The following is a 19,803-nucleotide window of genomic DNA, read 5'->3' on the forward strand; positions in this document are numbered from 1 at the left end:
GCATCCCCCTTAAGGTTGGCTCAAAGTAAACAAGCCCGAGGCGGTTACATCTGGCTCGTCAATTTCATTCAAATTAAAGCTGCCACGTAACTTGCTCAGCTCATCGCTGAACAGCGTTTCTATGGTCCCCTCTGCCAGATTCTGTCCATGTGAGGCAAAATTCACGCCCAGGGTCATACCATTGGCATCTATCAAGCCGTTAAAGGCTGCAAACCACTCACCTTGTGGGTCGTTGAACGACAGCACTCCCTGAGGGACTGTGCCACTGTCAAAATCAACATTGATCTGCATCTGAATATCACTCACTGCACCCGCAGAAGAATTAAATTCTGCGCGCTCAAGGACGGTATAAAGTGCGGTACCCGTGCGCTCTGCGATCAGGTCTTCAATTGGCTCCACCCCAAAGGTGTCGAGACTTTCCTCGCTAATAAAGTCGTTGTCTGAGATATCTCGGCCAACATCTGGCAAGGCGGTTTCAAAGGCCGCCTGAGAAGCGGGGGCCGTTGCAACGGGGGCTTGTGCGATGGCCAGAGATGTCGATTCGGAGGTTATTTCGCCGGACTCGGATGACGTGTCGCCTTGATCAGCTTGCGTATCTGGCTCTGAATCGCTGCCGGAAGCCTGGCTTTGGGGGGTAAGCCGCGACAGTTGTTGTGGTGGGGCAAGTAACGTCGTCACTTCACCGCTTTGACTGACGCTGGCAAACGAATAGTTGCCTTCCTGGCCCAGTAACAGTGGCTGGTCATTGACACTGACTTCAATGGTGCCATCCCAAACCGCTAATAATAGCGTATCACCCTGCCATTCCACCTCGTAGTGGGTACCGCGGATCCCGATACTACCCACCGGTGTTTTTAGCTGGTAATTGTCTTTATTCCCTTTGATTTTTCCGGTAATGGTACGCAACCCGCCCGTGACCAGCTCCATAACGACAGAGCCATCTTCTTCAGAAGAGCCAGAGTACTCACTGATGATTAGCTGAGTATTTTCTTTCAACGCGATAAGTGCACCATCTTGCATGCGCAGCTGAGCGTTACTTTGTTGGCCCGTGTTCACTACATCAACATCGAAGACAGGACTGCGTCGTTTTAGCGCGCGTTGTGCTTCACTGTCAGTCGCCGTCGCAACCACTTGTCCCCGTGACATCAGGGTTTTGCCTGCCGGTGCTGCCAGACTCGACTGAGCTGTGATTAAACAGGGCAGTAACACTGCTGAGAGTGCGGATTGTCTGAGTGGCCCGAAAAGCTGCCAAACAGTACGGGATTTAGAAATCATAATGTACTCCTAAGGACCATTCAGTGCGATCATAGCTGTACAGCTGCAGCGAGCTGTCTTTGTCGTAATAAGCCAGTTTTGTTTCCACGCCCCAGGCGGGTGATATCTGATAGAGCCAGCCTAACTGGGCGATGTGGAGTGTTTCGTCACGTACCTGCAAGAAAAAGGGGTGGGCAGCGCGGTGTGTGATATCTCGATACTGTATTCTGGCGCTGAGTCGGTGGGCGTCGTTCAGCCGATAAATCAGCGCAGCTCCTAAGTGGCTGTAATCGCGCGCATAATGTTCCCCTGCCGGCTCTTGTGCAGGCTGCCAGGTGTAACCTGCAGTAAAGCGGACTAGCCAGTTGCGGCTGGTTCTGCTGAGTGCCAATCCGGATGTATATAAACGGCTGTCCAGTACGCTGTCACGCACGTTATTGAGGTTAAATGCACTGAGATTAAACGCTGCGGACCAGTGTGCGCTGATGGTGTAACGGAGCGCGCCAAACACGCCAGCATCTTGTTGATAGGTACCTGAATCTAAAGACATAACACCAAGCTGAGTTCCCAGGTGGAGCTGCAATGCGTCTAGCTCCCGAATGTAACTGATGTTGGCGCTGAGCTGCGTTCTGTCGAATTCATCACTGTCCTGGTGAACCTGATTCGACAATTGAATATTTGCCCGCCAAGCCTGATGCTGAGTTTGCTGCCAGCGACCATCAAAGCGGTAACTGGCACGGGCAAAGCCATCGGATGTTTCTCGACTGGTGTCGTCGATAAACAGAGGCAAACCGCCAATGACAATGCGGTCGTCCGTCGTACCACTGTTGACATTGCTGTCATGGCCCAGCGCCAGTGATACCCGGTGCTTAAGCTGTTGTTTCAGACTGGCCAGGTTTTCTTCAATCGCGTGTAGCGCACGTTCTACTCGTTGTCGAAACTCATCACTGAGCGGTGTGGCTAGTAGGTTATTGAGGGTGCTGGCGGCCTGAGGGTAGTTCTTTTGCTTGTTATAGGTCAAGCCCAATAAGAACAAACTGGGCTGGTGGTTGGGCTTCGCGGCGAGAACCCGTTCAAGCGCAAAAACGGCTTCATTAAAGCGGTTGGTCTCTAATGCGGCTCTGGCATATAAAAAGTCGAATTCTGGGTCACCTGCCGCATCTTCGAACTGTGACTGTGCCAGTGCATAAGCTTGTTCAAACTGGCCCTGCTCCAGTGCTGATTTGAGTTGTGTAAGCGACGTTGATGCCAGGGCGGTATTGGTATGTAGGCCCAGAAGCAAAACGACCGGAATAAACGCGCGTTGAAGTAATAGCTGCATAACAGATCACCCAAAGTTCGATTATTCTCTGGTACTGCCAGTCAACTTTGTTTTTAAGCATTATTTCATACCCAGGCACCTTTACGTGCGTGCTTATACAACACGAATACGAGCACATTTGTAAGGCGCCGTGATATCACTGATAACAGCCTAACAGACTAATCTCTATCAGTTTTAAGTTAACGGACCAAGAGAGTGTGATTAAATTATAGTCAGCACTTTCAATATTTCACTCTAAGTTACGGGTACAAATGATTACTGTGACTGAATTGGCCTCAGGTCAGAGCTAATCATAGGATATTGCGAGAGTAAGTGGTTGTAGGTGCCGTCCTCGATAATCTCAGCCAGCCCTTGATTAAATAACTGAATAAGCTGCTGAGCGCGAGGGTGGTTTTTTACAATCCCAATATGCAAAGGCCAGGAGGCCACGACCTGTGGATGCAAGGTAAATGTTTGTGCCTGAAAATGATGAGTGATTGTGTACGCAGCCGCAAATTTATCTGCGATCATGCCATCGACCCGGCCTCGAGCCAGTTGTCGCAGGCATTCACTCACATGCAGTTGGGTGATGACTTTGACCTTGGGGTGCCCGCTGAGCAGGTTTTGATAAGCGAATCCACGGATCATGCAGACGTTTTTTCCGGTCAGTGACGCGAGTCCAGAGAAAGAGACAGACTGAGTTGCCTGAGAGATAAAAATCAGTTCGTTGTACAGATAGGGCTGGCTGAACAGAAAGTGCTCTGCACGGGTCTGAGTAAACCACAGTGCGGGGATTATATCGATATGACCATTGTATGCCAGGCGCATGGCTCTGCTAAATGGTGCGGTCTGCAATGCAAATGTTTCGCCACTGCGCGCAAATGCGGCAGCGACAATATCGTAGCTAAGGCCACGATCGTCATTCTGTATGTAAGGCGGCCAGACGCTGTGGCTACCAAGCAGCATGGGCTTTGCCACCAGAGGTAGGGTGACCATCAGGCAATAAAGTAGGATGACAGGCATCAACTTGCGCACAATTCACCCCCTTTATAATCGACCACCGTAAAGTTTAGTTTAGAAAACCTGAATTGGAATGCCAGAGTCGCAGTGAAATGCAAGTGTGGCCGTTTGTCGTATTTATGCTAAACAATGTCATTTTCAGTAAAGTGTCATGCAGGTGTCACAATGACAGTTTTATAGTGATATACGGCTAACTGAAAAGACAACAAGTTATGACAACAAAACAACGTATGCACCGGGTCTTGATGATCTGTGCTGTGGGTATGTGCCTGGATCAGCTCTCAAAGTGGTTTGCTGGTAACTATCTCCACGGCTGGCAGATGACCAGCTACTGGCATGATATTGTACGCATTGGTTACCGGGAAAACGCAGGTGCTTTCTTGAGTCTGGGAAGCGATCTGCCTGCACCGCTGAGGAGTGTGCTGTTTATCGGTGTCATTGCGCTGTTGCTGATTGCAATATTGCTGTACACACTGAAAAGTGAGGATCTCAACCGCCATCAGATCACGGGTTTGTCTCTGGTGCTCTCAGGGGGAGCAAGTAACCTGATTGACCGGCTCCTCAATAATGGTGCGGTGATTGACTTTTTAAATCTGGGTATTGGTGAGATTAGGACGGGTGTATTTAATATTGCAGATGTTGCGATTATGCTGGGGGCGGTGATGTTGATAGTGTATACCACCCATAATCAGACTACTGCGCCGCAGAAAACCTGATCACAAACCATCACTCTGCTGAAAGGCGCTTAGCTGATGGGTATGTGTGAGGGTTTACTGAGTAAATAGGCCATAACCAATAGCTCGGTGAGGGCGACACCAGCCAACACATACCAGGGGGCAGATGTCATACAAAGGATCACAAAGCCAAGTAGCATACCCAGGCCTGCGCCCCATTTCCCTTTAACTGGCACAACTTGGTGTGTTTGCCAGGCGTGCAATGACGGGCCAAATTTCGGGTGAGACAGCAACCAGTTTGCGAGTTTGGGATTAGAGCGGGTAAAACAAGCCAGTGCGAGGATAAAAAAGACAGTCGTCGGCATGACCGGAAGTGCCATTCCGATAAACCCCAGTGCAACACACAGTATTCCTGCAACGTGCAGCCAGAAGCAGCGGTTAAATAGTTTTTGAGCGTGTTTTTTCATCGCTATCCTTCCCGGAAATATCCAATGTCATCGTTTTTGCATTGGCTAACTTTTTCATTATAGCCAAAAACCGACGGACGAATAGCAGGCGTAATATTTTTGTGTGATCTGTAATATTTCTTTGCGGAAGGTAACTAACATCATGTGTAAGTGTGCACTTACTTTTTCGGTGTTTTAACTGCTGTTTAAAAGGGGCTTGAGCCTGGCTGTTCATAGACGGCAAGCGGCGCACAGGCCGCTCCCCTGATTAAGCGTTAAAAATAGTAGCCGATGTTGATATTGAAGCGGCGCTCAGTGTCATCACTGTTACCCGCAATGGAACCCCCCACGAAAGGTTGGTTTTTTGCAAGTACATAGTCGATGTAGGTAAAGAAGGCGCCCGCGGATAGCGAGACGCCCGTCACATTCATCCAGGTGTCTTCGGTGTCATCCGATTTGTCGTAAATAATGCCGTAGTCATTGTAAAATTGTAAGCCTGTGATTGGGCCAAATTCTACGGGTAAACTGTAGGCAATATTGGCGTTGCTCATGGTTGCTTCTGCTGCAATGGAGTCGAAAAAAGCATAAGCACCAACGGCCATCCGTGTTGCCGGGGTATCGACGTCATATTCATACTCACCATGTTGCAGTTGCAGATTCCACGGACCATAGTTGCCATTCAGATGGATGGCCCAGGCCATGTAATCACCCGCTTTATCAACGCCATCGTGCAGACCGCCGCTCAAGCCAGATACCCCAACCTCTGTGGTGCCGCCTTTGTGTTTAAAGTGGTAAGCATAGCGACCGGCAAAGGTGTTATATTCACCGAGGGGCTGAGCCGGATCATCGTATACCCCATCTGAGGCCTTACGAAAGCCGACGATATCGTAGGAATAGCGGTCGCTGCGATCTTCCACATAGCCGTCTACGCCACCGAGTTCATCATTTTTGAAAAAACCCAGATCTATCTGCCAGTTATCCGCGACTTTGCGCTTAAACAACACGCCCATGTCGTGATCGTCTTCTAACCCGATGTAATAAGTCGTGTTAAAAAAGTAATTGTGTGAATTGTATGGCCAGTTGCCAAATGGCACTTTGGTCATGCCCAGCTGTGCCTGCCAGTCTTTGGCAAAGTCGTAGTGTAAATACGCGTATTTCACGGCGGTCATGTAGTCAAAAAAGCGGATTTCGGCATTGAGGCCAAAACCGCCAACGTTGCCGGAGAAATTAAGGCGGAAAATGTCAAAGTCAAAGTCGCCGCCGCGATTTTTGTTGTCGTCATCGTAGGAAGTATGGCTGAGGTTAGTCCGTACCGCCCCGCCGACCTTAATGCTGGGTTTGGCAGGCGCCGCTTGTTTGGCCTTTTTATCGGCCTTGGCTTGTGCTTTTTCACGTGCCTGTTCACGTTCCATTTTATGAACTTTCTGCTGGAGCAGTTCTAGCTGCTTCTTTAGCTGTGCCAGTTCATCTTCGCTGGCAATGGCGGGGCCAGAAGACAACATCATAGCGCCGCACAGAGCCGTCATGAGTCGAGAGAGTTTTAGCATGGGAGAACACCCGTTTGTTTGAGTTAGTAAGAATAAATTATCTCTAAATAGCCTAGACCATCCATTCTCAGGTTCCAAGTAATCAGCTATGAACAACAGTAATTTCTCCTGATCCTTTGGATAGTTGCGCAACTATCAACTATATTTTTGAGCAGTATCGTGCAATTTGAATACTGGCGCTAAGCAGCCTATGTCTTAGCGTGTTGGCGCAGTCAATCAGTCCAGTGAGGAATCCACTCTATGACTATTTCGCAAAAGCTCAGGCTGGCTTTTATCGTTGCTATCGTCTCGCCTATTTTGATCATTGCTGTTCTGATAGTGTCCCAGACCCGGCAGCTGGCGCTGGATAAGTTTGTCGAGATGAGTGGCCGGGAGGCCTTACAAGTCGATAATGGGATTGGCATGTTTTTCGATGAAATAGCCAAGAATGTTGAGTTTCTGGCCACTAACCCCAAACTGACCCGAGCCCAGAGCGACGTCAAGATTTACACCGATAAAGGCACTGCCACACAGCTGAATTCACGCTCGGGCAGTGAGACTGAGCAGGCGGTATACGATTTGTTTGAACGCTTTGGCGATACCCATCCGGGGATTGCCTATATCTACTTTGGCAACACGGAAGGCGGCTACATTCAATGGCCTCAGGGTGAGGTCAGTGCCAACTATGATCCACGGCCCCGCCCCTGGTATCGCAGCGGGCAAGCCGCCAATGGTAAAACGGTCATGACCGATGCTTATTACTGGGCTCCGGATGATATGGCCATCGTTTCCACGGTGCGTTCGGTCAGATCGAATGGCCAAGAGATAGGTGTAACAGGCATGGATGTGTCTTTACAGGGTCTGACCAAGATTATCCGTGAGGTTAAGCTCGGTGAAACCGGCTATCTGATGCTGGTGGAAGACACAGGTAAAATTTTGGTCGATGCCAAGCACAGTGACTATCGGTTTAAGGATGTTAATCAGGTCGACAACGGCCTGTATCGTACAGTGGCCAGTAATCAGTCCGGCTTATACGAAATCCAGATTGATGACACCGACTACTTTGCCAGTATCTACACGTCGAAGAAACTGGGCTGGAAATTCATTGCTTTTGTGGAGCAAGGAGAGGTGATGGCTGCGGCAAATGCGATGACCTGGACGCTGGTGATCCTGAGCGTGGTACTGGTTGCGCTGTTTGTTGTGTTGGCGAACTACATTGCTAATGTACTGTCTGGGCCGATTGTTGAGGTGAGCGACGGACTGACAGTCATCTCTCAGGGGGGAGGCGACCTGACCCAGCGGCTGGAGGTCGACAGCAAAGACGAAACGGGCAAACTGGCAGACAGTTTTAACAGCTTTTTAGACCTTATTGCCCAACTGGTGATGGATATCAATGCCTGCGCTCAGCAATTGAATCAAACGGCCTGTGCAACCGCTACGGAGTCTGAGGAGCTGACAAGCTCGACGGCACAACAGCAGCAAGCACTTGAAATGGCCGCAACGGCTATCAATGAAATGGCCGCCACGGCGAATGAGGTGGCGTCCAGCTGTGCCAATGCCGCCGACTTAGCCACTCAGACCCAGCAGGCGTCTGAGCTGGGTCAGTCTGTTATGACCGAGGCGGTTGACAGTGTGGCTGCCTTGTCGGATGTGATTAAGCGTGCGACCTCAGATATCAATCAACTTGACAGTGAAAGTGAAAATATCATGTCGATCCTCAGTGTGATCAGAGGGATCGCCGAGCAAACCAATTTGCTGGCACTGAACGCGGCCATTGAAGCGGCCCGAGCAGGCGAACATGGGCGGGGGTTTGCAGTGGTGGCGGACGAAGTAAGGGCCTTGTCGCAGCGCACCTCGGAATCGACCGAAGAGATAGCATCGCAACTCGACAAGTTGAGAAAAATGACGGAAGGCGTATCTCAGGATATGCGCAGTAGCTTAACCCGTACCGACAAAACGGTAGAGCTCACGGGTTCTGCGCAAAGCCAGTTTAGTGAAATCACTCAGTCTATTCAGACCATCAGTGATTTGAATACGCAAATAGCCACCGCTGCAGAGGAACAGCAGCACGTTGCAGAGGACATTAACCGTAATGTGATAGAAATAAAGCATGCAGCAGACACTGTCAGTGATGTGGCAAACAACACCAGCGAAAATGGCGATAAAATGCAGCGATTGTCTGAACAACTGACAAAGTTGGTGGGTCAGTTTAGAGTGTGATGAACGCATGCTTGATGAAGATCACTCATATTCGACAGGTGACTCTTACACCGTCAGTGCATTTTAGGTAAGGTAGTGCCAGTTTAGTTTAAAAATAGGTGTTATATGGAACTTTCTGCCTCAGTAAAATTGGCACGTACCGAGTCCGGCCTGGAGTATTTTGACGTTAACGGCCCACAGTGCCAGGCTAAAATTTATCTTCAGGGTGCTCAGATCACCGAATTTATTCCCACAGGCAAGAAAAACCTGCTGTGGGTATCTCAGGACGAAACCTATCTCGAAGGTCAGTCTATCCGTGGTGGCATTCCAATTTGCTGGCCCTGGTTTGGTGTTCATGCCGAAGCAGATTGGCCAGCCCACGGATTTGCGCGCAAACTGGTCTGGCGCGCAGAGCGCATTGAGGAAGATGACACAGCAATCCGGATTGTATTATCTTTGCCGATGACCAGTATTGACCGCACCTTCTGGCCACATGAGTCAGGTCTGACGGTGGAGTTTATATTGAGTGATCAGCTAGAAGTCAGGCTGACCAATGTGAATACCGGCAAAGAAACTTTCTCTCTCACCCAGGCGTTGCATACGTATTTTCCAACGCCGGAAATTGAACAGACCCGAGTGGATGGTCTGCAAGGCGCGCAATATATCGAGTTTGGCGAAGGGCCATTTACTCAGGAAGAGGTGGTCTCTTTTGCTCGCGAAACGGACATGGTGTATACCCGGGCGCCTGAGGTACAAACCATCGATACTCCAGATGGCATAATTGAGGTTGGCCGTGAACACTCTGCTTCGTGTGTGCTGTGGAACCCCTGGATAGAAAAATCCAAGCGTCTGAGCAATTTCCGTGATGATGAGTATCACGTTATGCTGTGTCTGGAAGCTGCCAATGTGATGGACGACGCCGTCACACTGGCACCGGGCGAATCTCACACCCTCACCACCAAAATCCGTTGGATTTCGTAAGACCGAAGTAACGCTTCTCAGCTATCGTGCAAAGTCGCGCTTTAGCGCGGCCTTTGCGAATGTAAGGCCGCGGATGCCTGAACCGGACGAGGTATCCATTTGTAGCCTGAAAAACGGATGCAACACTGCGCTGTGCTTGATGAGCTGGCGCTTCCGTATCTTGTGCGTGACGTGAACTCTGTTGCTGAGCTTGAATGACCACCTCGCTCGCGCTTTTCGTCTTGGTCAAATTCCCGTATTCTGAGTACAGTGATAAACGAACAGGGAACAAAATGGCAGTACTCGTTGTAGATGATAATCCAGAGGTGCGATTAAGCGCCGCATTTTTGCTTGAAGATCATGGTTTTGAAGTATATGAAGCAGAACACCCTGAGGTCGCAAAACAATTTTTGAGTTGTAAATCCATTGACCTGATCTTACTGGATATGAATTTTACCCGGGATACCACTTCCGGCAATGAGGGACTTACTTTTTTAAGCTGGTTACAGGCTCAGTCCAACACCCCTGCGGTTATCTGTCTGACTGGTTGGGGTAGTGTGTCACTGGCCGTTGAGGCGATGCGTCTGGGAGCGGCAGACTTCATCGAAAAGCCCTGGCAAAATGCCCAACTACTGGATGCTGTTCGCAAGCAAAGTAAGCTGAACCTGCTGCAGGCAAAGCAGGGGGATGTACAGAGCACAGACACTGACATCCCTTGCTATACTTGGCGTTCCTCGGCCATGAAAACTTTGCTGAGCAAGCTGTCGCGCATTGCTAATACAGATGCCAGCGTACTGCTGTGTGGTGAAAGTGGCTGCGGTAAAAGCCATTTGGTTGATGCACTACACAGACAGTCACTCAGGAAAAATGGCCCACTTGTCAGCGTCAATATGGGCGCCATTCCTGAAAGCCTGTTTGAAAGTGAGATGTTTGGTCATACCAAAGGCGCGTTTACCGATGCTAAGTCTCAGCGCAGTGGCCGCTTCGAGCTGGCTGGCGGTGGCACCTTGTTTCTCGACGAAGTGGCAACCATACCTTTGACGCAGCAAGCAAAACTGCTGCGGGTGCTGGAAAGCGGCGAGTATGAGCGAGTTGGCAGTAGTCGAACTGAGCATGCTGATATCCGCCTTATCTGTGCCACCAACAGTGATTTAGAACAGGATGTGACGGCAGGTCGTTTTCGCAGTGATTTGTTTTATCGCATCAATACCTTTACATTTGAACTGCCCCCACTGCGTGCACGACTGGATGACATTGTGCCGCTGGCAAATCATTTGCTGGCGCGTCATGCTGCACGTTACAAGCTGGCCGCTAAGTTGTTGGATAGTGAAGCGCAAGCTGCCTTGCTGGCATACCGCTGGCCCGGTAATATTCGCGAGCTCAGTCATGTGATGGAGCGTGCATTGTTACTGAGTGAAGGAGCACAGATCACCGCTTCTGACTGTCAGTTACGCCTGACCGCCCCTGCACCGGAGCAACAAACAGGCACCGTACCACAACCTGTGGGAACGACGCTCGCTGAAGTGGAGAAAAACCTGATTGAACAGACTTTAGCTCTATATCAGGGCCAAGTAAGTGAGGCGGCTAAAGCGTTGGGGCTGACTAAATCCTCGTTGTATCGCCGGTTGGATAAGTACGGACTGCGAAGTGAAGACTAACTTTGAGTGGACGGTACGCTGTCACCTCGCTCTGCTAGCTTGCTTGGTGGTTGCTTTACTGGTGGGTGTATTGTGGCAACTCGCTCTGCCTTGGTGGCAGATAGGGCTGATCTGTGGCGCTGTCAGCTGGGTATTATGGCGGTTGCAAAAGCAGCGGCTGGCCCAGTTACATCGCATTTTTTCCCGTGCCCACTGGCAGCTTGAAGCTATGCTGCAGGCGGATTTTAGTCAGCAGATCCGGCCACATTTTTCTTCAGGCCAGGTGGCAGCTTTTGAACAGCAGCTGATAGCGCTTGGCGAGCAGCTTCATCGTCAAAAATCGCGCTACAATTCGCAGATTTTTGTTATCTATCAGCTGATAGATAAACTCAATACACCGATTCTGGTCTTTGCCGAAGATACACGCTTAAGTTATGCAAATCAAGCGTTTGAGAGCATGTATAGACAACCTTGGCAGCATTATAAAGGTACCACAGCAACATCACTGGGACTGGAAGAGACGCAGCATGGCTGGCAGTTTATCAGTAACTCACAGTCTGCACGTTGGCAGCTCCACAGCAGCTATTTTTTTGAACAGGGTCAGCGGCATAGTTTATTAGTGGCGCTGGATATCACCAGAGCATTGCGGCAAAAAGAACTGGCTGCCTGGCAACAACTGATCCGGGTGATCAGCCATGAAATACGTAATTCGCTCACTCCGGTTAGCTCCCTGGCCCAGAGCCTGGGCGAGCGTGCCGTCAGTAGCAGGGAACGTCAGGCTCTGGGGGTGATAGAGCAGCGTTGCCAGCATTTGCAGCATTTTGTGGCACGTTATGGCCAGCTCAGCAAGCCCATAGAGCCTCAGATCCAACTCACTCAGTTGCTGGGGTTGTTTGAATCTGTCCGGGATTTGTTTGCACCACAGCATCCGGCACAATGTATTGAATTGAACTGTCAGGCGCATCAATGTCATTGCGATCCCGAACTGCTTGAGCAGGTGCTGATTAATCTGGTTAAAAATGCCATTGAGGCCAATCAGGCGGCGGATCCATCCGGTCAGCGAGTCGAGCTGCGTAGCTACTACCTCAGTCCTGCAGTGGTGATTGAAGTTGTTGACGAAGGTGGTGGGTTTGCCAACCTTGATAATGTGCTAACGCCATTTTATTCCACCAAACCAGATGGACAGGGGATTGGGCTCACACTAAGTCAGCATGTGATCGAGAGTCACGATGGCCAGCTTGAAGTGGGCAATGATGAGTCGGGGGAGCGAGCAGGCGGCGTGATTAAGATTACCCTTCCCAGTTGATAATAATTATCATTTACGTATAATCTTCATTACCGTGATCTTTAATGACACTGGGGCCGTATAATTTTTTCGGCAGACAGTGACCCGGGAGTGGACTATGTTGGTTTTAATCCCCTTAATCGTATTTATCATTGCGGCTGCGTGCGTCAGCCAACTCAAATTGGCAAGTCTGATGACGGCCCGGCTCAGAATAGTTTTGGCCTGGGGGAGCGCAGGTGTGCTGGCTTTGGCAAAAGTCTATGCAGGTCTGAGCCTGGCTTCAGCACTGGCGGTGTTCATTGTGGCCGGTGGCATTTTGCATTTGGTGAGCGCACTGGATCCCACTCACGATACCTGAACCTTGTTGTTTAAAAGTGTTTCAAAAGATAAATCCCCGCTGATTTTCAAGCACATTATTTGCCATACTAGGTCCTGATTCGGATCACTTCATCGAGGATGAGAATGGCTGTGCGATTGATGAACTCACCCGCTGCGTTACTGTGCGGCGCGTTTTTACTGCTTTTTTATACCACACTGGTACGTGCCGGGGACTGGCAGACCCTGCACACTGAACATTTCAGGGTACACTATACGCCTGCACAACAGGATTGGGCGCGCTCAGCCGCTGTCGAGTTAGAGCTGGTCAGAACGCTGGTTTTGCAGCAACAGGGCCGGGCACTGGACAGCATAGCCGATGTCGTGGTGTTTGATCCCATCAATGGTGCCAATGGCTTTGCACTGCCGAGTACAGACACGCCTTTGATGGCGTTATTTACCACACCGCCTCAATCAGACTCGGTGATTGCAAACAGCCCGGGCTGGCAGCAGTTGCTTATCCTCCATGAATACATTCACCTGGTGCACTTATCTCAGCCCAGTCGCAGCCAGTGGCGACAGCATCTGCGTGACTGGTTTGATATCTATGATCTGTCCAGTGCGGTGTTGCCGCGCTGGGTCGCTGAAGGGTATGCCACGTTGCTGGAGTCGCGACTGACCGGCCGGGGGCGGCTCTATGACAACTACAGCGAAGCACTGCTGCGCGCTTTTGCCCGTCAGGGCGCATTGTTGTCGTATGGCGCACTGAATAATGGCGACGGCAGCTACCGTTCCGGTGCAATGGCTTATTTACTGGGGGTGCGGTTTCTGGCCTGGCTTGAAGACAACCATGGCAAAGAAACGCTGGATGCGGTCTGGACCCGCGTACACGGGGTTCAAAAACGCAATTTTGAATCGGCTTTCAAAGGGGTTTTCGGACAAAGTGCAGGTCAGCTTTATCGGCGCTTTATTGCTGAGTTCACATACCAGGCGATGACGCAGGAGCGCGATCTGGCCCTGCTAAACAGCCCATTGTGGTTTGAGCCTGATTTTGCGGCGAGTAACGCGGTGCTGTCGCCAGATGGACAGCAAATTGCCATGACCGAGCGCAATCTGGAAGGAGAGATCTGGCTCAGAGTGTATAAAACTGAAGACAATGAAGAAGCAAAAAAAGCCTTTAATGAAACCCAGCAGGCCTTACTGGCGGCCGATCCGGCAGACATTGCCGACAAACCGCCTGAGGTCTTTAAACGTGAGCTGGTAGCACAACTGGCAGCCAGCGATTTTTCTGGCATTCTGTATCCGCAATGGGCCGATAAAGACACGTTATACTTTGTGGCGCGTGCCCGGGTCGATGAAGTCCGGGACAACCGGATTAACGATCTGTATCGCTGGCATATACCAAGTGGTGCCGTTACCCGGTTAACCCAGTCACTTGGGATAAGGCGCTTTGCACTGTTGGATACAGACACCCTGTATGCAGAGCAAGTGCGCAGTGGGTTTTCTGAACTGGTACGGGTGGATATCAGCAGCAATACGGTAACGCCGCTGTTTGCCCGCGACCTGGGTACCGTCTATGACTATCCGCAGCTGGCGCCCGATAAACGGCAGCTGGCGTACCTTAAAACCACGCTAAATGGTAATTGGCAGTTGTATATACAAGATATGCAAAGCGCTGAAGTACGCACAGTTCCTATGCCTGAGGGGTATCAGTATCTGACAGCGCCGGTCTGGCAGCATCAAGGCCAGGGGCTTTATTTTATTGCCGGTCTGCACGGTGAGGTGGGTGTATATCGTTACGACTTGCAGCACGATACCTTGTATCAGGTCGCAAATGGCCAGGCCGTATTCGAGCAACTACTGCCGCGTGAAAATGCACCGCTACTGTACTTGCACAGCACACCTTCAGGGACCCGGTTGCATGAACTGGATGACCAGATCAGCGAGCTGCCTGTGACTAAACTCAGCAGTAGTGCGGCTGTACCACTTGGCAAAACTGATGCCCTTGTACTGCCCGATGCACAAATTTATGTGAGCGAGGGCGCGGACATCACGCAGAGCGAGTACCAATGGCTGACGCAAGATGCCTCTGCGACATTGTCGCTGCAGGCCAGCAGTGCGGTCAGCGAGTTACTGAGTGTCGGGGTCAAAGGCAGCGATCTGCTCCAGCACTTATCCTGGCAATTGGGCCTGGCTCAAAGCGGCGACAATGTGCTGGACGGCAGCTTTGCCGCGTTACGTTATCGCGCCGGTGACTGGCGCTTTGATGCGTACCTGAGCGACTATCGCTTTGACAGCCTCCGGCAGCATGCGCAGGCAGAGCAGATAAAACTCACAGGCAGTGCGGTGAGTGGTCGTTTGGCCTACGAATGGCGCTCAGGCACCTGGTCGGTATCGCCGTTTGTGGCCCTTATCCATTTCGATGATCGGGGCCGGGATGCCATAACCACACAATGGAGTGGACTAGAACAAGGGTGGCACAGCTATCGACAGGATTTTGCGCTTGGTTATCGCGTCAAAGCCGGCATACTCAGTGGCGATGCCAAGGGCCATGGCTATGACTGGCAAGGGTTTGGTAAGGTCTGGAACTGGCCGTGGTTTGCTGGCGTACAGTCTCAGTACCGTGAGTCGCAGTCACTGCGTCTGGGCGGATTCGATAACAATATTTTGAGCGGTCGCACACGCAGCGATCTGGTACTTAGCCCGGAGTTGCCGTTCCAGTTTGCTTCTGGCCGACATTATTACGGCTATGAGTTGGCGACGAGCTGGGCGCTAAATCAGCCCAGGTTCTTTATGAAGCAACACCGATTTGATGGTCAGCGCAGCGCGATCAGTTACGGTGTGAAGTGGCAAATTGATCTGAGCCAACAGGCACTGGGATGGGCAAACTGGTTCGCTCCGGCTGGTGTTACCGATCTGCGCTTTGATTTGGGTGTTGCCCGGGTTGAGAGTGATCTGGCAGAGGATGATCTGCGTGCCTGGCTGGGACTGTGGTATGCGTTGTAAACGGTTATCTTGCATGGGCTGACTTACGGGGTGTGCTGCCTTTTCAATGCGGCAGTGCGGCGCTGATCCCGGATAAACAAAAAGGCAGCTTTCGCTGCCTTTTTAGGGAGAAAAATAGTCAGTGGGATTATTGGTAATCTGCAACCAGACTCAGACCTGAGTAGGCGTTGTAAGCACGAATGCCAACCCAGTAGCGGCCTGCACCGTCATTACGGGTACAGTTTTCAGTGTTACCCCAACGGTAAGGACGACAGTCATAGGTCGAGGTGGTTGGTTGCTCACCTTTACGTACATACAGATCCGCATCACCGCTGCCACCTGAAATATCGAAGGTGATGTTGGTTGCACCCGCTGGTACGTCGAAGTAGAAGTAAGTAATTTCGCCACGAGCACCAGATAGGTCTGTTCTGGCAACGCCCTTTTGCAGCTGATCTTCACCACCTGGGCCGTATACAGGCACTTGCTTAGTCACGGTTGCAGTTGCACCCGAGTTATCGGTGACAGTCAGTGAAACGCTGTAGTTACCTGCAGCTGCATAGGTGTGGCTGGCTGTCGCACCAAAACCAGTGCCGCTGTCACCATAGCTCCACTCGTACTGAGAAATTGACCCATTTGGTGAGCTTGAGGCGCTGCCATCAAAGCTACAAGCCAGTTCTGTACAGCTGGACGTGAAGTCAGCGATAGGCATTGGGTCGCTGTTATTGTCGCCATCCGGGATGCCATTGAAGTGGCTTGATACCTCAGGCCAGATCTTGCTGATCTTAACGCCCTGGTTAGTACAGCCACCAAAGTGGTGCAAGGCAATGACTTTGTTGCTGGCAGCTGCCAGAACCGGTGAACCTGAAGAACCACCGATGGTGTCACAGTAGTAGCCCATGTCGGTTCCTGTGCCACGACCATTTGCTGTAACAACATCTGCCTGACACAGGCCGTTGCTGTTCTGATCTGATTCGATAGCCAGCTCTTTCGGGTTACCCGCACCGTGCTGAGGAATGTAGATACGCTCGCCTTGCGTTGCATCACGTACGTCCAGACCAAAGTAGCCAAATGGCTGTGCTTTGTTGAATTCATTGATGGTGAACAGGGTGTAGTCCAGCGTGTAGTCAGAAGACAGGAAGTCTTTACCGGTTACTTTGACCACGGTCTCAAGGTTTGAGCCATTACAGCTGGTGTGCTGGTAGTTAAACCACACCTCAGTGTTGGCCAGTTCAGAGGCAGAACCCACACAGTGTTCGTTGGTGAACATGCGGTTGTCCGGGCCAACACGCCAGCCAGTACACAGGCCGCTACCATTCATCAGCAGGCGGGCAACCGGGCGTGAACGCTCAAACTCAGTTGGGTTTGACCCTGCCCAGCACTGTACGTCGCGGCGCTCATTCACACCACAAGTTGACTCAATGCCCACATCTGTTGATGCGTTCATGGTTTCCAGCATAGGCGTGTTTTCAATGCCATGGTCATAAAAATCAATCACAGCAGGTGCAATGGTTTGTGCAGACATCAGGGTGGAGTTTGACGCTGTACCCGGTGTGTATTCAACGACAGCGGTATCTGCAGAAATTGACATTGCAGAGAAGCTGCTAACGCCGTCATCGCCCAGTTTGGCATTGACCGTCGCGGCACGCATATTCGCTTCGGTATACTCGTAACGCTCGCTGCCGTCTTTTGAACGTACAACCAGCTTGCCACCATTTGCCAGATTCACATTTTTAAAGTGTAGTTTGATGTAGCTAGCATCCGGGTGCGTAATGGTGCGGGTGATCACTGCATTGCCCGTGCTGCTCATGGTCGCAAATTCCTGAGAGAGAGACAGGTTTGCGTCGGCACGTGCACCAATGATGGTTTTGTTAGCCTTACTGGTATATTGCAGCATTTGTGCTTCTGTGAGTGGCGCGGTGTTTTGTGCCAGTGCTGCGGTTGAGAGTAAGCCTAGCGCAGAGACAAGATAGGTTAGTTTCATTGCTGTTCCTTTTCACTTGTTGTTGAATGATTTTTTAGAATAAAAAGTTATTGAATAAATTTCGCACAGGTACAAAGGTAATCATAAATATTATTTTTGTAAAGAAAGTGATAATAAAAATTTAACCAGGTGAGTCTCCACTGCGCTGTTAAACGCCGTTATTTCGTACAATCGGGGGCGAAAATTTTTATTCCTGGCTGCAATATTTCCCGTATTTGTCTCTTTTTTAGCTAAAATGGGGACGTATTCACCGTCAATTCTTACATAATGTCGGCAGTTTGCTGCTTCGAATGCTCAGTCATACCGTCAGCCGGGTTTGATAGATGCAAAATATAAAATTTAACGGCTAATTTACAATGTGTGTTAGAAGGCGCCAATAGGGTGTAATGCTGAAGTAATAACTAAGAGGGGTGAGCAGCCGGGATTGCACGTCGTGGCATCAAACCGGCTGTCTGGTAGATAAGTGAGACAAAAGCGCACTCATGCTGAGCGTTGTGGTGTGGCTGTCAGAGGCGATGGATACGTTTACGAGAACGTCGGGGAGCGCTTTCTATTTCGTTCCATCTAGCTTCCCGCACTGTCCGGCACGGAAGCTTATATAGCAAGCATGTCAGGCCGGCATGCCGTACTTGATACGAGCACAGCCCGACGACAACATCGAGCCGTTATCCGCATTTGATACGAAACAGCCCAACGTCAGTACCGAGCAGTAATATATCTTCTGTCATGAATCAATTCATAATTTAGAATAACTAAATGTGTACTTAGTTATTTTTATTCACTTACTGGTATCACCCGCTCTTTTACTCATTTAAAATTGCAGTGTGCTTTTGGTTAGTTCGGAGTGAAGCCTTCGGTAACGGCGATGCTCCCATTATTCATGAACAGATTAATAAATCCAATAATGCTAGTCACTTAAAGATAATTTCTTCCCTATAGGTGGTGGGCTTATGGTGGTCCTCGCTGGCAAAACAGGTCTGTCAGGATCTCCGCCGACTCCACCTTTAATATGGCGTAATAAATTACTTTCAATTTTTTTCATAGTTGAGAGCTCCTTTGGGTCTGATAATTCGAGTAATAAAAGTAATAAGTGCCAGTGCCTCTAAAATATGCAAAGTGTATAAGGTTGGAACCCATAAATGGTGGTATATAACTGGGTAACTAACTATCTTATAATAATATAGTAGTATTTCTAGCCAAGCGAGCAAACAGAAAACAGAGGAAACGAAAATCAGAAAACAAAAAGCGCACTCGGGGATTGTTAGGGCGTAACTTTCTCTGGTACGTTTAAAGTACTCTATTTTTGTAAAATTATATACCTTCTCAGCGATAAGGCCTCTAAATAAAATCATTGCAAGGAGTATGACGCTAAGTACGGCACACCAGAGGTAATAGTGCAAAGTCCATTGTATGGTTATTGGCTTAGTGGTTGCCTCTAATACTTGAAATAAACCAAGTAAAATAAATAACCACCTTGCGTTATAATCCCTCCAAGCTAAAACAAGACCAATTATTAGGACTGAAGAGAGTACCATTTCTACAACATGCATCAGTCTTCTCCCTTGTCTTCTGCTTTTGGTTCCATAGGTGGTTTTGTCTGTAATGGTTTTTTTGTTGTTCTTTTTTCGGCGTTATCGGCTAAAAAACCAAAAAAGCTTTTCCAGTCTTTGCCGAAGATCATCAGAATATCCAGCAGCTGTTCCAGGTCCATAATGGTTTTACCACTTTCCCAGTTTGAGATAGTGGATTGGTCGACCGGGACGGACATTTTTTTAGCCAGCTCGGCTTGCGACATTTTTTGTTGTATTCGCAGACTACGCAGTGACGCCTGAATGTCCCGTCGGGCGCTGTTTAGCCAGTTCAATCGTTGACGTGTATTCATTGTACATCCGTATATGAATATTAAAACAGTGAAGTTACATTTTGTTGCTTATTATTATACTCAGTGTAATTTAACAGCTGTTTAAAAAATGTAAAGTGTTAAAGGGTTGATTTGTACCCGAAAATTTTTATCGCGACGCAACCAAAGTGCGTGTAAGTGATATGATTTTAGGTAAAAATCATGAATTATAAAGGCTTTGTTAGATAAGAGTCTTTGCCTGGTTAGCCCATACATTATTGAAACTTTATGAATGCATTCATAGTGCATAGGTTTTATTATGTAAACAGATTAAGATGTATGTTGTGCGTTACCGTACGATGAAGCTTTTTCAACTCCCCG

15 protein-coding genes are annotated in these 19,803 nt (G+C 49.7%); 7 read left to right on the forward strand and 8 right to left on the reverse strand.

The annotated features are described in order from the left end of the window. Nucleotides 1–9: 9 nt before the first annotated feature. From CWB98_RS17260 to CWB98_RS17270, 3 genes are all read right to left on the reverse strand, one after another. Nucleotides 10–1,275 (reverse strand): FecR family protein, encoded by a 1,266-nt coding sequence (locus CWB98_RS17260; protein ID WP_138545988.1) that lies wholly within the window; start codon nt 1,273–1,275, stop codon nt 10–12. After that, nucleotides 1,265–2,575 carry a tetratricopeptide repeat protein gene (locus CWB98_RS17265; protein WP_138545989.1) on the reverse strand — a complete coding sequence of 437 codons (1,311 nt, stop codon included), beginning with the start codon at nt 2,573–2,575 and terminating at the stop codon, nt 1,265–1,267. Before CWB98_RS17265 ends, CWB98_RS17260 begins: the two co-directional genes overlap by 11 nt. A gap of 255 nt (nt 2,576–2,830) precedes the next feature. Then, on the reverse strand, nt 2,831–3,589 hold the full coding sequence (locus tag CWB98_RS17270; protein ID WP_138545990.1) for a substrate-binding periplasmic protein: 759 nt from the start codon (nt 3,587–3,589) through the stop codon (nt 2,831–2,833). 197 nt (nt 3,590–3,786) lie between these two features. Between CWB98_RS17270 and lspA the strand changes: the two genes are divergently transcribed. Beyond that, nucleotides 3,787–4,290 carry a signal peptidase II gene (lspA, locus tag CWB98_RS17275; protein ID WP_138545991.1) on the forward strand — a complete coding sequence of 168 codons (504 nt, stop codon included), beginning with the start codon at nt 3,787–3,789 and terminating at the stop codon, nt 4,288–4,290. A 29-nt stretch (nt 4,291–4,319) separates the two neighbouring features. Here lspA and CWB98_RS17280 read toward each other — a convergent pair whose 3' ends face one another. Both CWB98_RS17280 and CWB98_RS17285 read right to left on the reverse strand, forming a co-directional pair. Continuing rightward, the gene (locus CWB98_RS17280) at nt 4,320–4,715 is read right to left on the reverse strand and encodes a YbaN family protein (protein WP_138545992.1); all 396 of its coding nucleotides are present in this window, start codon (nt 4,713–4,715) and stop codon (nt 4,320–4,322) included. Between the two features lie 254 nt (nt 4,716–4,969). Beyond that, nucleotides 4,970–6,241, reverse strand: coding sequence for a porin (locus CWB98_RS17285; protein WP_138545993.1), 1,272 nt, complete (start codon nt 6,239–6,241; stop codon nt 4,970–4,972). A 240-nt stretch (nt 6,242–6,481) separates the two neighbouring features. Between CWB98_RS17285 and CWB98_RS17290 the strand changes: the two genes are divergently transcribed. The 6 genes from CWB98_RS17290 to CWB98_RS17315 all read left to right on the forward strand — a co-directional run bounded on the left by CWB98_RS17290 (nt 6,482) and on the right by CWB98_RS17315 (nt 15,622). Continuing rightward, nucleotides 6,482–8,440 carry a methyl-accepting chemotaxis protein gene (locus tag CWB98_RS17290; protein ID WP_138545994.1) on the forward strand — a complete coding sequence of 653 codons (1,959 nt, stop codon included), beginning with the start codon at nt 6,482–6,484 and terminating at the stop codon, nt 8,438–8,440. A gap of 105 nt (nt 8,441–8,545) precedes the next feature. Beyond that, nucleotides 8,546–9,400 carry a D-hexose-6-phosphate mutarotase gene (locus CWB98_RS17295; RefSeq protein WP_138545995.1) on the forward strand — a complete coding sequence of 285 codons (855 nt, stop codon included), beginning with the start codon at nt 8,546–8,548 and terminating at the stop codon, nt 9,398–9,400. Between the two features lie 272 nt (nt 9,401–9,672). Beyond that, on the forward strand, nt 9,673–11,037 hold the full coding sequence (locus CWB98_RS17300) for a sigma-54-dependent transcriptional regulator (RefSeq protein WP_138545996.1): 1,365 nt from the start codon (nt 9,673–9,675) through the stop codon (nt 11,035–11,037). Continuing rightward, nucleotides 11,027–12,322 carry a sensor histidine kinase gene (locus CWB98_RS17305; protein WP_138545997.1) on the forward strand — a complete coding sequence of 432 codons (1,296 nt, stop codon included), beginning with the start codon at nt 11,027–11,029 and terminating at the stop codon, nt 12,320–12,322. Before CWB98_RS17300 ends, CWB98_RS17305 begins: the two co-directional genes overlap by 11 nt. A gap of 97 nt (nt 12,323–12,419) precedes the next feature. Then, nucleotides 12,420–12,659 (forward strand): hypothetical protein, encoded by a 240-nt coding sequence (locus CWB98_RS17310; RefSeq protein WP_138545998.1) that lies wholly within the window; start codon nt 12,420–12,422, stop codon nt 12,657–12,659. Between the two features lie 104 nt (nt 12,660–12,763). After that, nucleotides 12,764–15,622, forward strand: a complete 2,859-nt coding sequence (locus CWB98_RS17315; protein WP_249364709.1) for a TolB family protein — start codon at nt 12,764–12,766, stop codon at nt 15,620–15,622. A gap of 127 nt (nt 15,623–15,749) precedes the next feature. On the opposite strand, the gene CWB98_RS17320 is transcribed toward CWB98_RS17315, so the two are convergent. From CWB98_RS17320 to CWB98_RS17325, 3 genes are all read right to left on the reverse strand, one after another. Next, nucleotides 15,750–17,582, reverse strand: a complete 1,833-nt coding sequence (locus tag CWB98_RS17320) for a PKD domain-containing protein (protein ID WP_138545999.1) — start codon at nt 17,580–17,582, stop codon at nt 15,750–15,752. Nucleotides 17,583–18,489: 907 nt separating this feature from the next. Next, on the reverse strand, nt 18,490–18,624 hold the full coding sequence (locus CWB98_RS24650; protein WP_283241215.1) for a hypothetical protein: 135 nt from the start codon (nt 18,622–18,624) through the stop codon (nt 18,490–18,492). A 507-nt stretch (nt 18,625–19,131) separates the two neighbouring features. Next, nucleotides 19,132–19,464 (reverse strand): helix-turn-helix transcriptional regulator, encoded by a 333-nt coding sequence (locus tag CWB98_RS17325; RefSeq protein ID WP_054016108.1) that lies wholly within the window; start codon nt 19,462–19,464, stop codon nt 19,132–19,134. Nucleotides 19,465–19,803: the final 339 nt, after the last annotated feature.

It is taken from the genome of Pseudoalteromonas rubra, from assembly GCF_005887115.1.
GTDB lineage: Bacteria > Pseudomonadota > Gammaproteobacteria > Enterobacterales > Alteromonadaceae > Pseudoalteromonas > Pseudoalteromonas rubra_F.

Coding starts and splice junctions, on each gene's coding strand:
- CWB98_RS17260 (WP_138545988.1), bottom strand. CDS start 1,275: ATGATTTCTAAATCCCGTACTGTTTGGCAGCTTTTCGGGCCACTCAGA.
- CWB98_RS17265 (WP_138545989.1), bottom strand. CDS start 2,575: ATGCAGCTATTACTTCAACGCGCGTTTATTCCGGTCGTTTTGCTTCTG.
- lspA (WP_138545991.1), top strand. CDS start 3,787: ATGACAACAAAACAACGTATGCACCGGGTCTTGATGATCTGTGCTGTG.
- CWB98_RS17280 (WP_138545992.1), bottom strand. CDS start 4,715: ATGAAAAAACACGCTCAAAAACTATTTAACCGCTGCTTCTGGCTGCAC.
- CWB98_RS17285 (WP_138545993.1), bottom strand. CDS start 6,241: ATGCTAAAACTCTCTCGACTCATGACGGCTCTGTGCGGCGCTATGATG.
- CWB98_RS17290 (WP_138545994.1), top strand. CDS start 6,482: ATGACTATTTCGCAAAAGCTCAGGCTGGCTTTTATCGTTGCTATCGTC.
- CWB98_RS17295 (WP_138545995.1), top strand. CDS start 8,546: ATGGAACTTTCTGCCTCAGTAAAATTGGCACGTACCGAGTCCGGCCTG.
- CWB98_RS17300 (WP_138545996.1), top strand. CDS start 9,673: ATGGCAGTACTCGTTGTAGATGATAATCCAGAGGTGCGATTAAGCGCC.
- CWB98_RS17310 (WP_138545998.1), top strand. CDS start 12,420: ATGTTGGTTTTAATCCCCTTAATCGTATTTATCATTGCGGCTGCGTGC.
- CWB98_RS17315 (WP_249364709.1), top strand. CDS start 12,764: ATGGCTGTGCGATTGATGAACTCACCCGCTGCGTTACTGTGCGGCGCG.
- CWB98_RS17320 (WP_138545999.1), bottom strand. CDS start 17,582: ATGAAACTAACCTATCTTGTCTCTGCGCTAGGCTTACTCTCAACCGCA.
- CWB98_RS24650 (WP_283241215.1), bottom strand. CDS start 18,624: ATGAAAAAAATTGAAAGTAATTTATTACGCCATATTAAAGGTGGAGTC.
- CWB98_RS17325 (WP_054016108.1), bottom strand. CDS start 19,464: ATGAATACACGTCAACGATTGAACTGGCTAAACAGCGCCCGACGGGAC.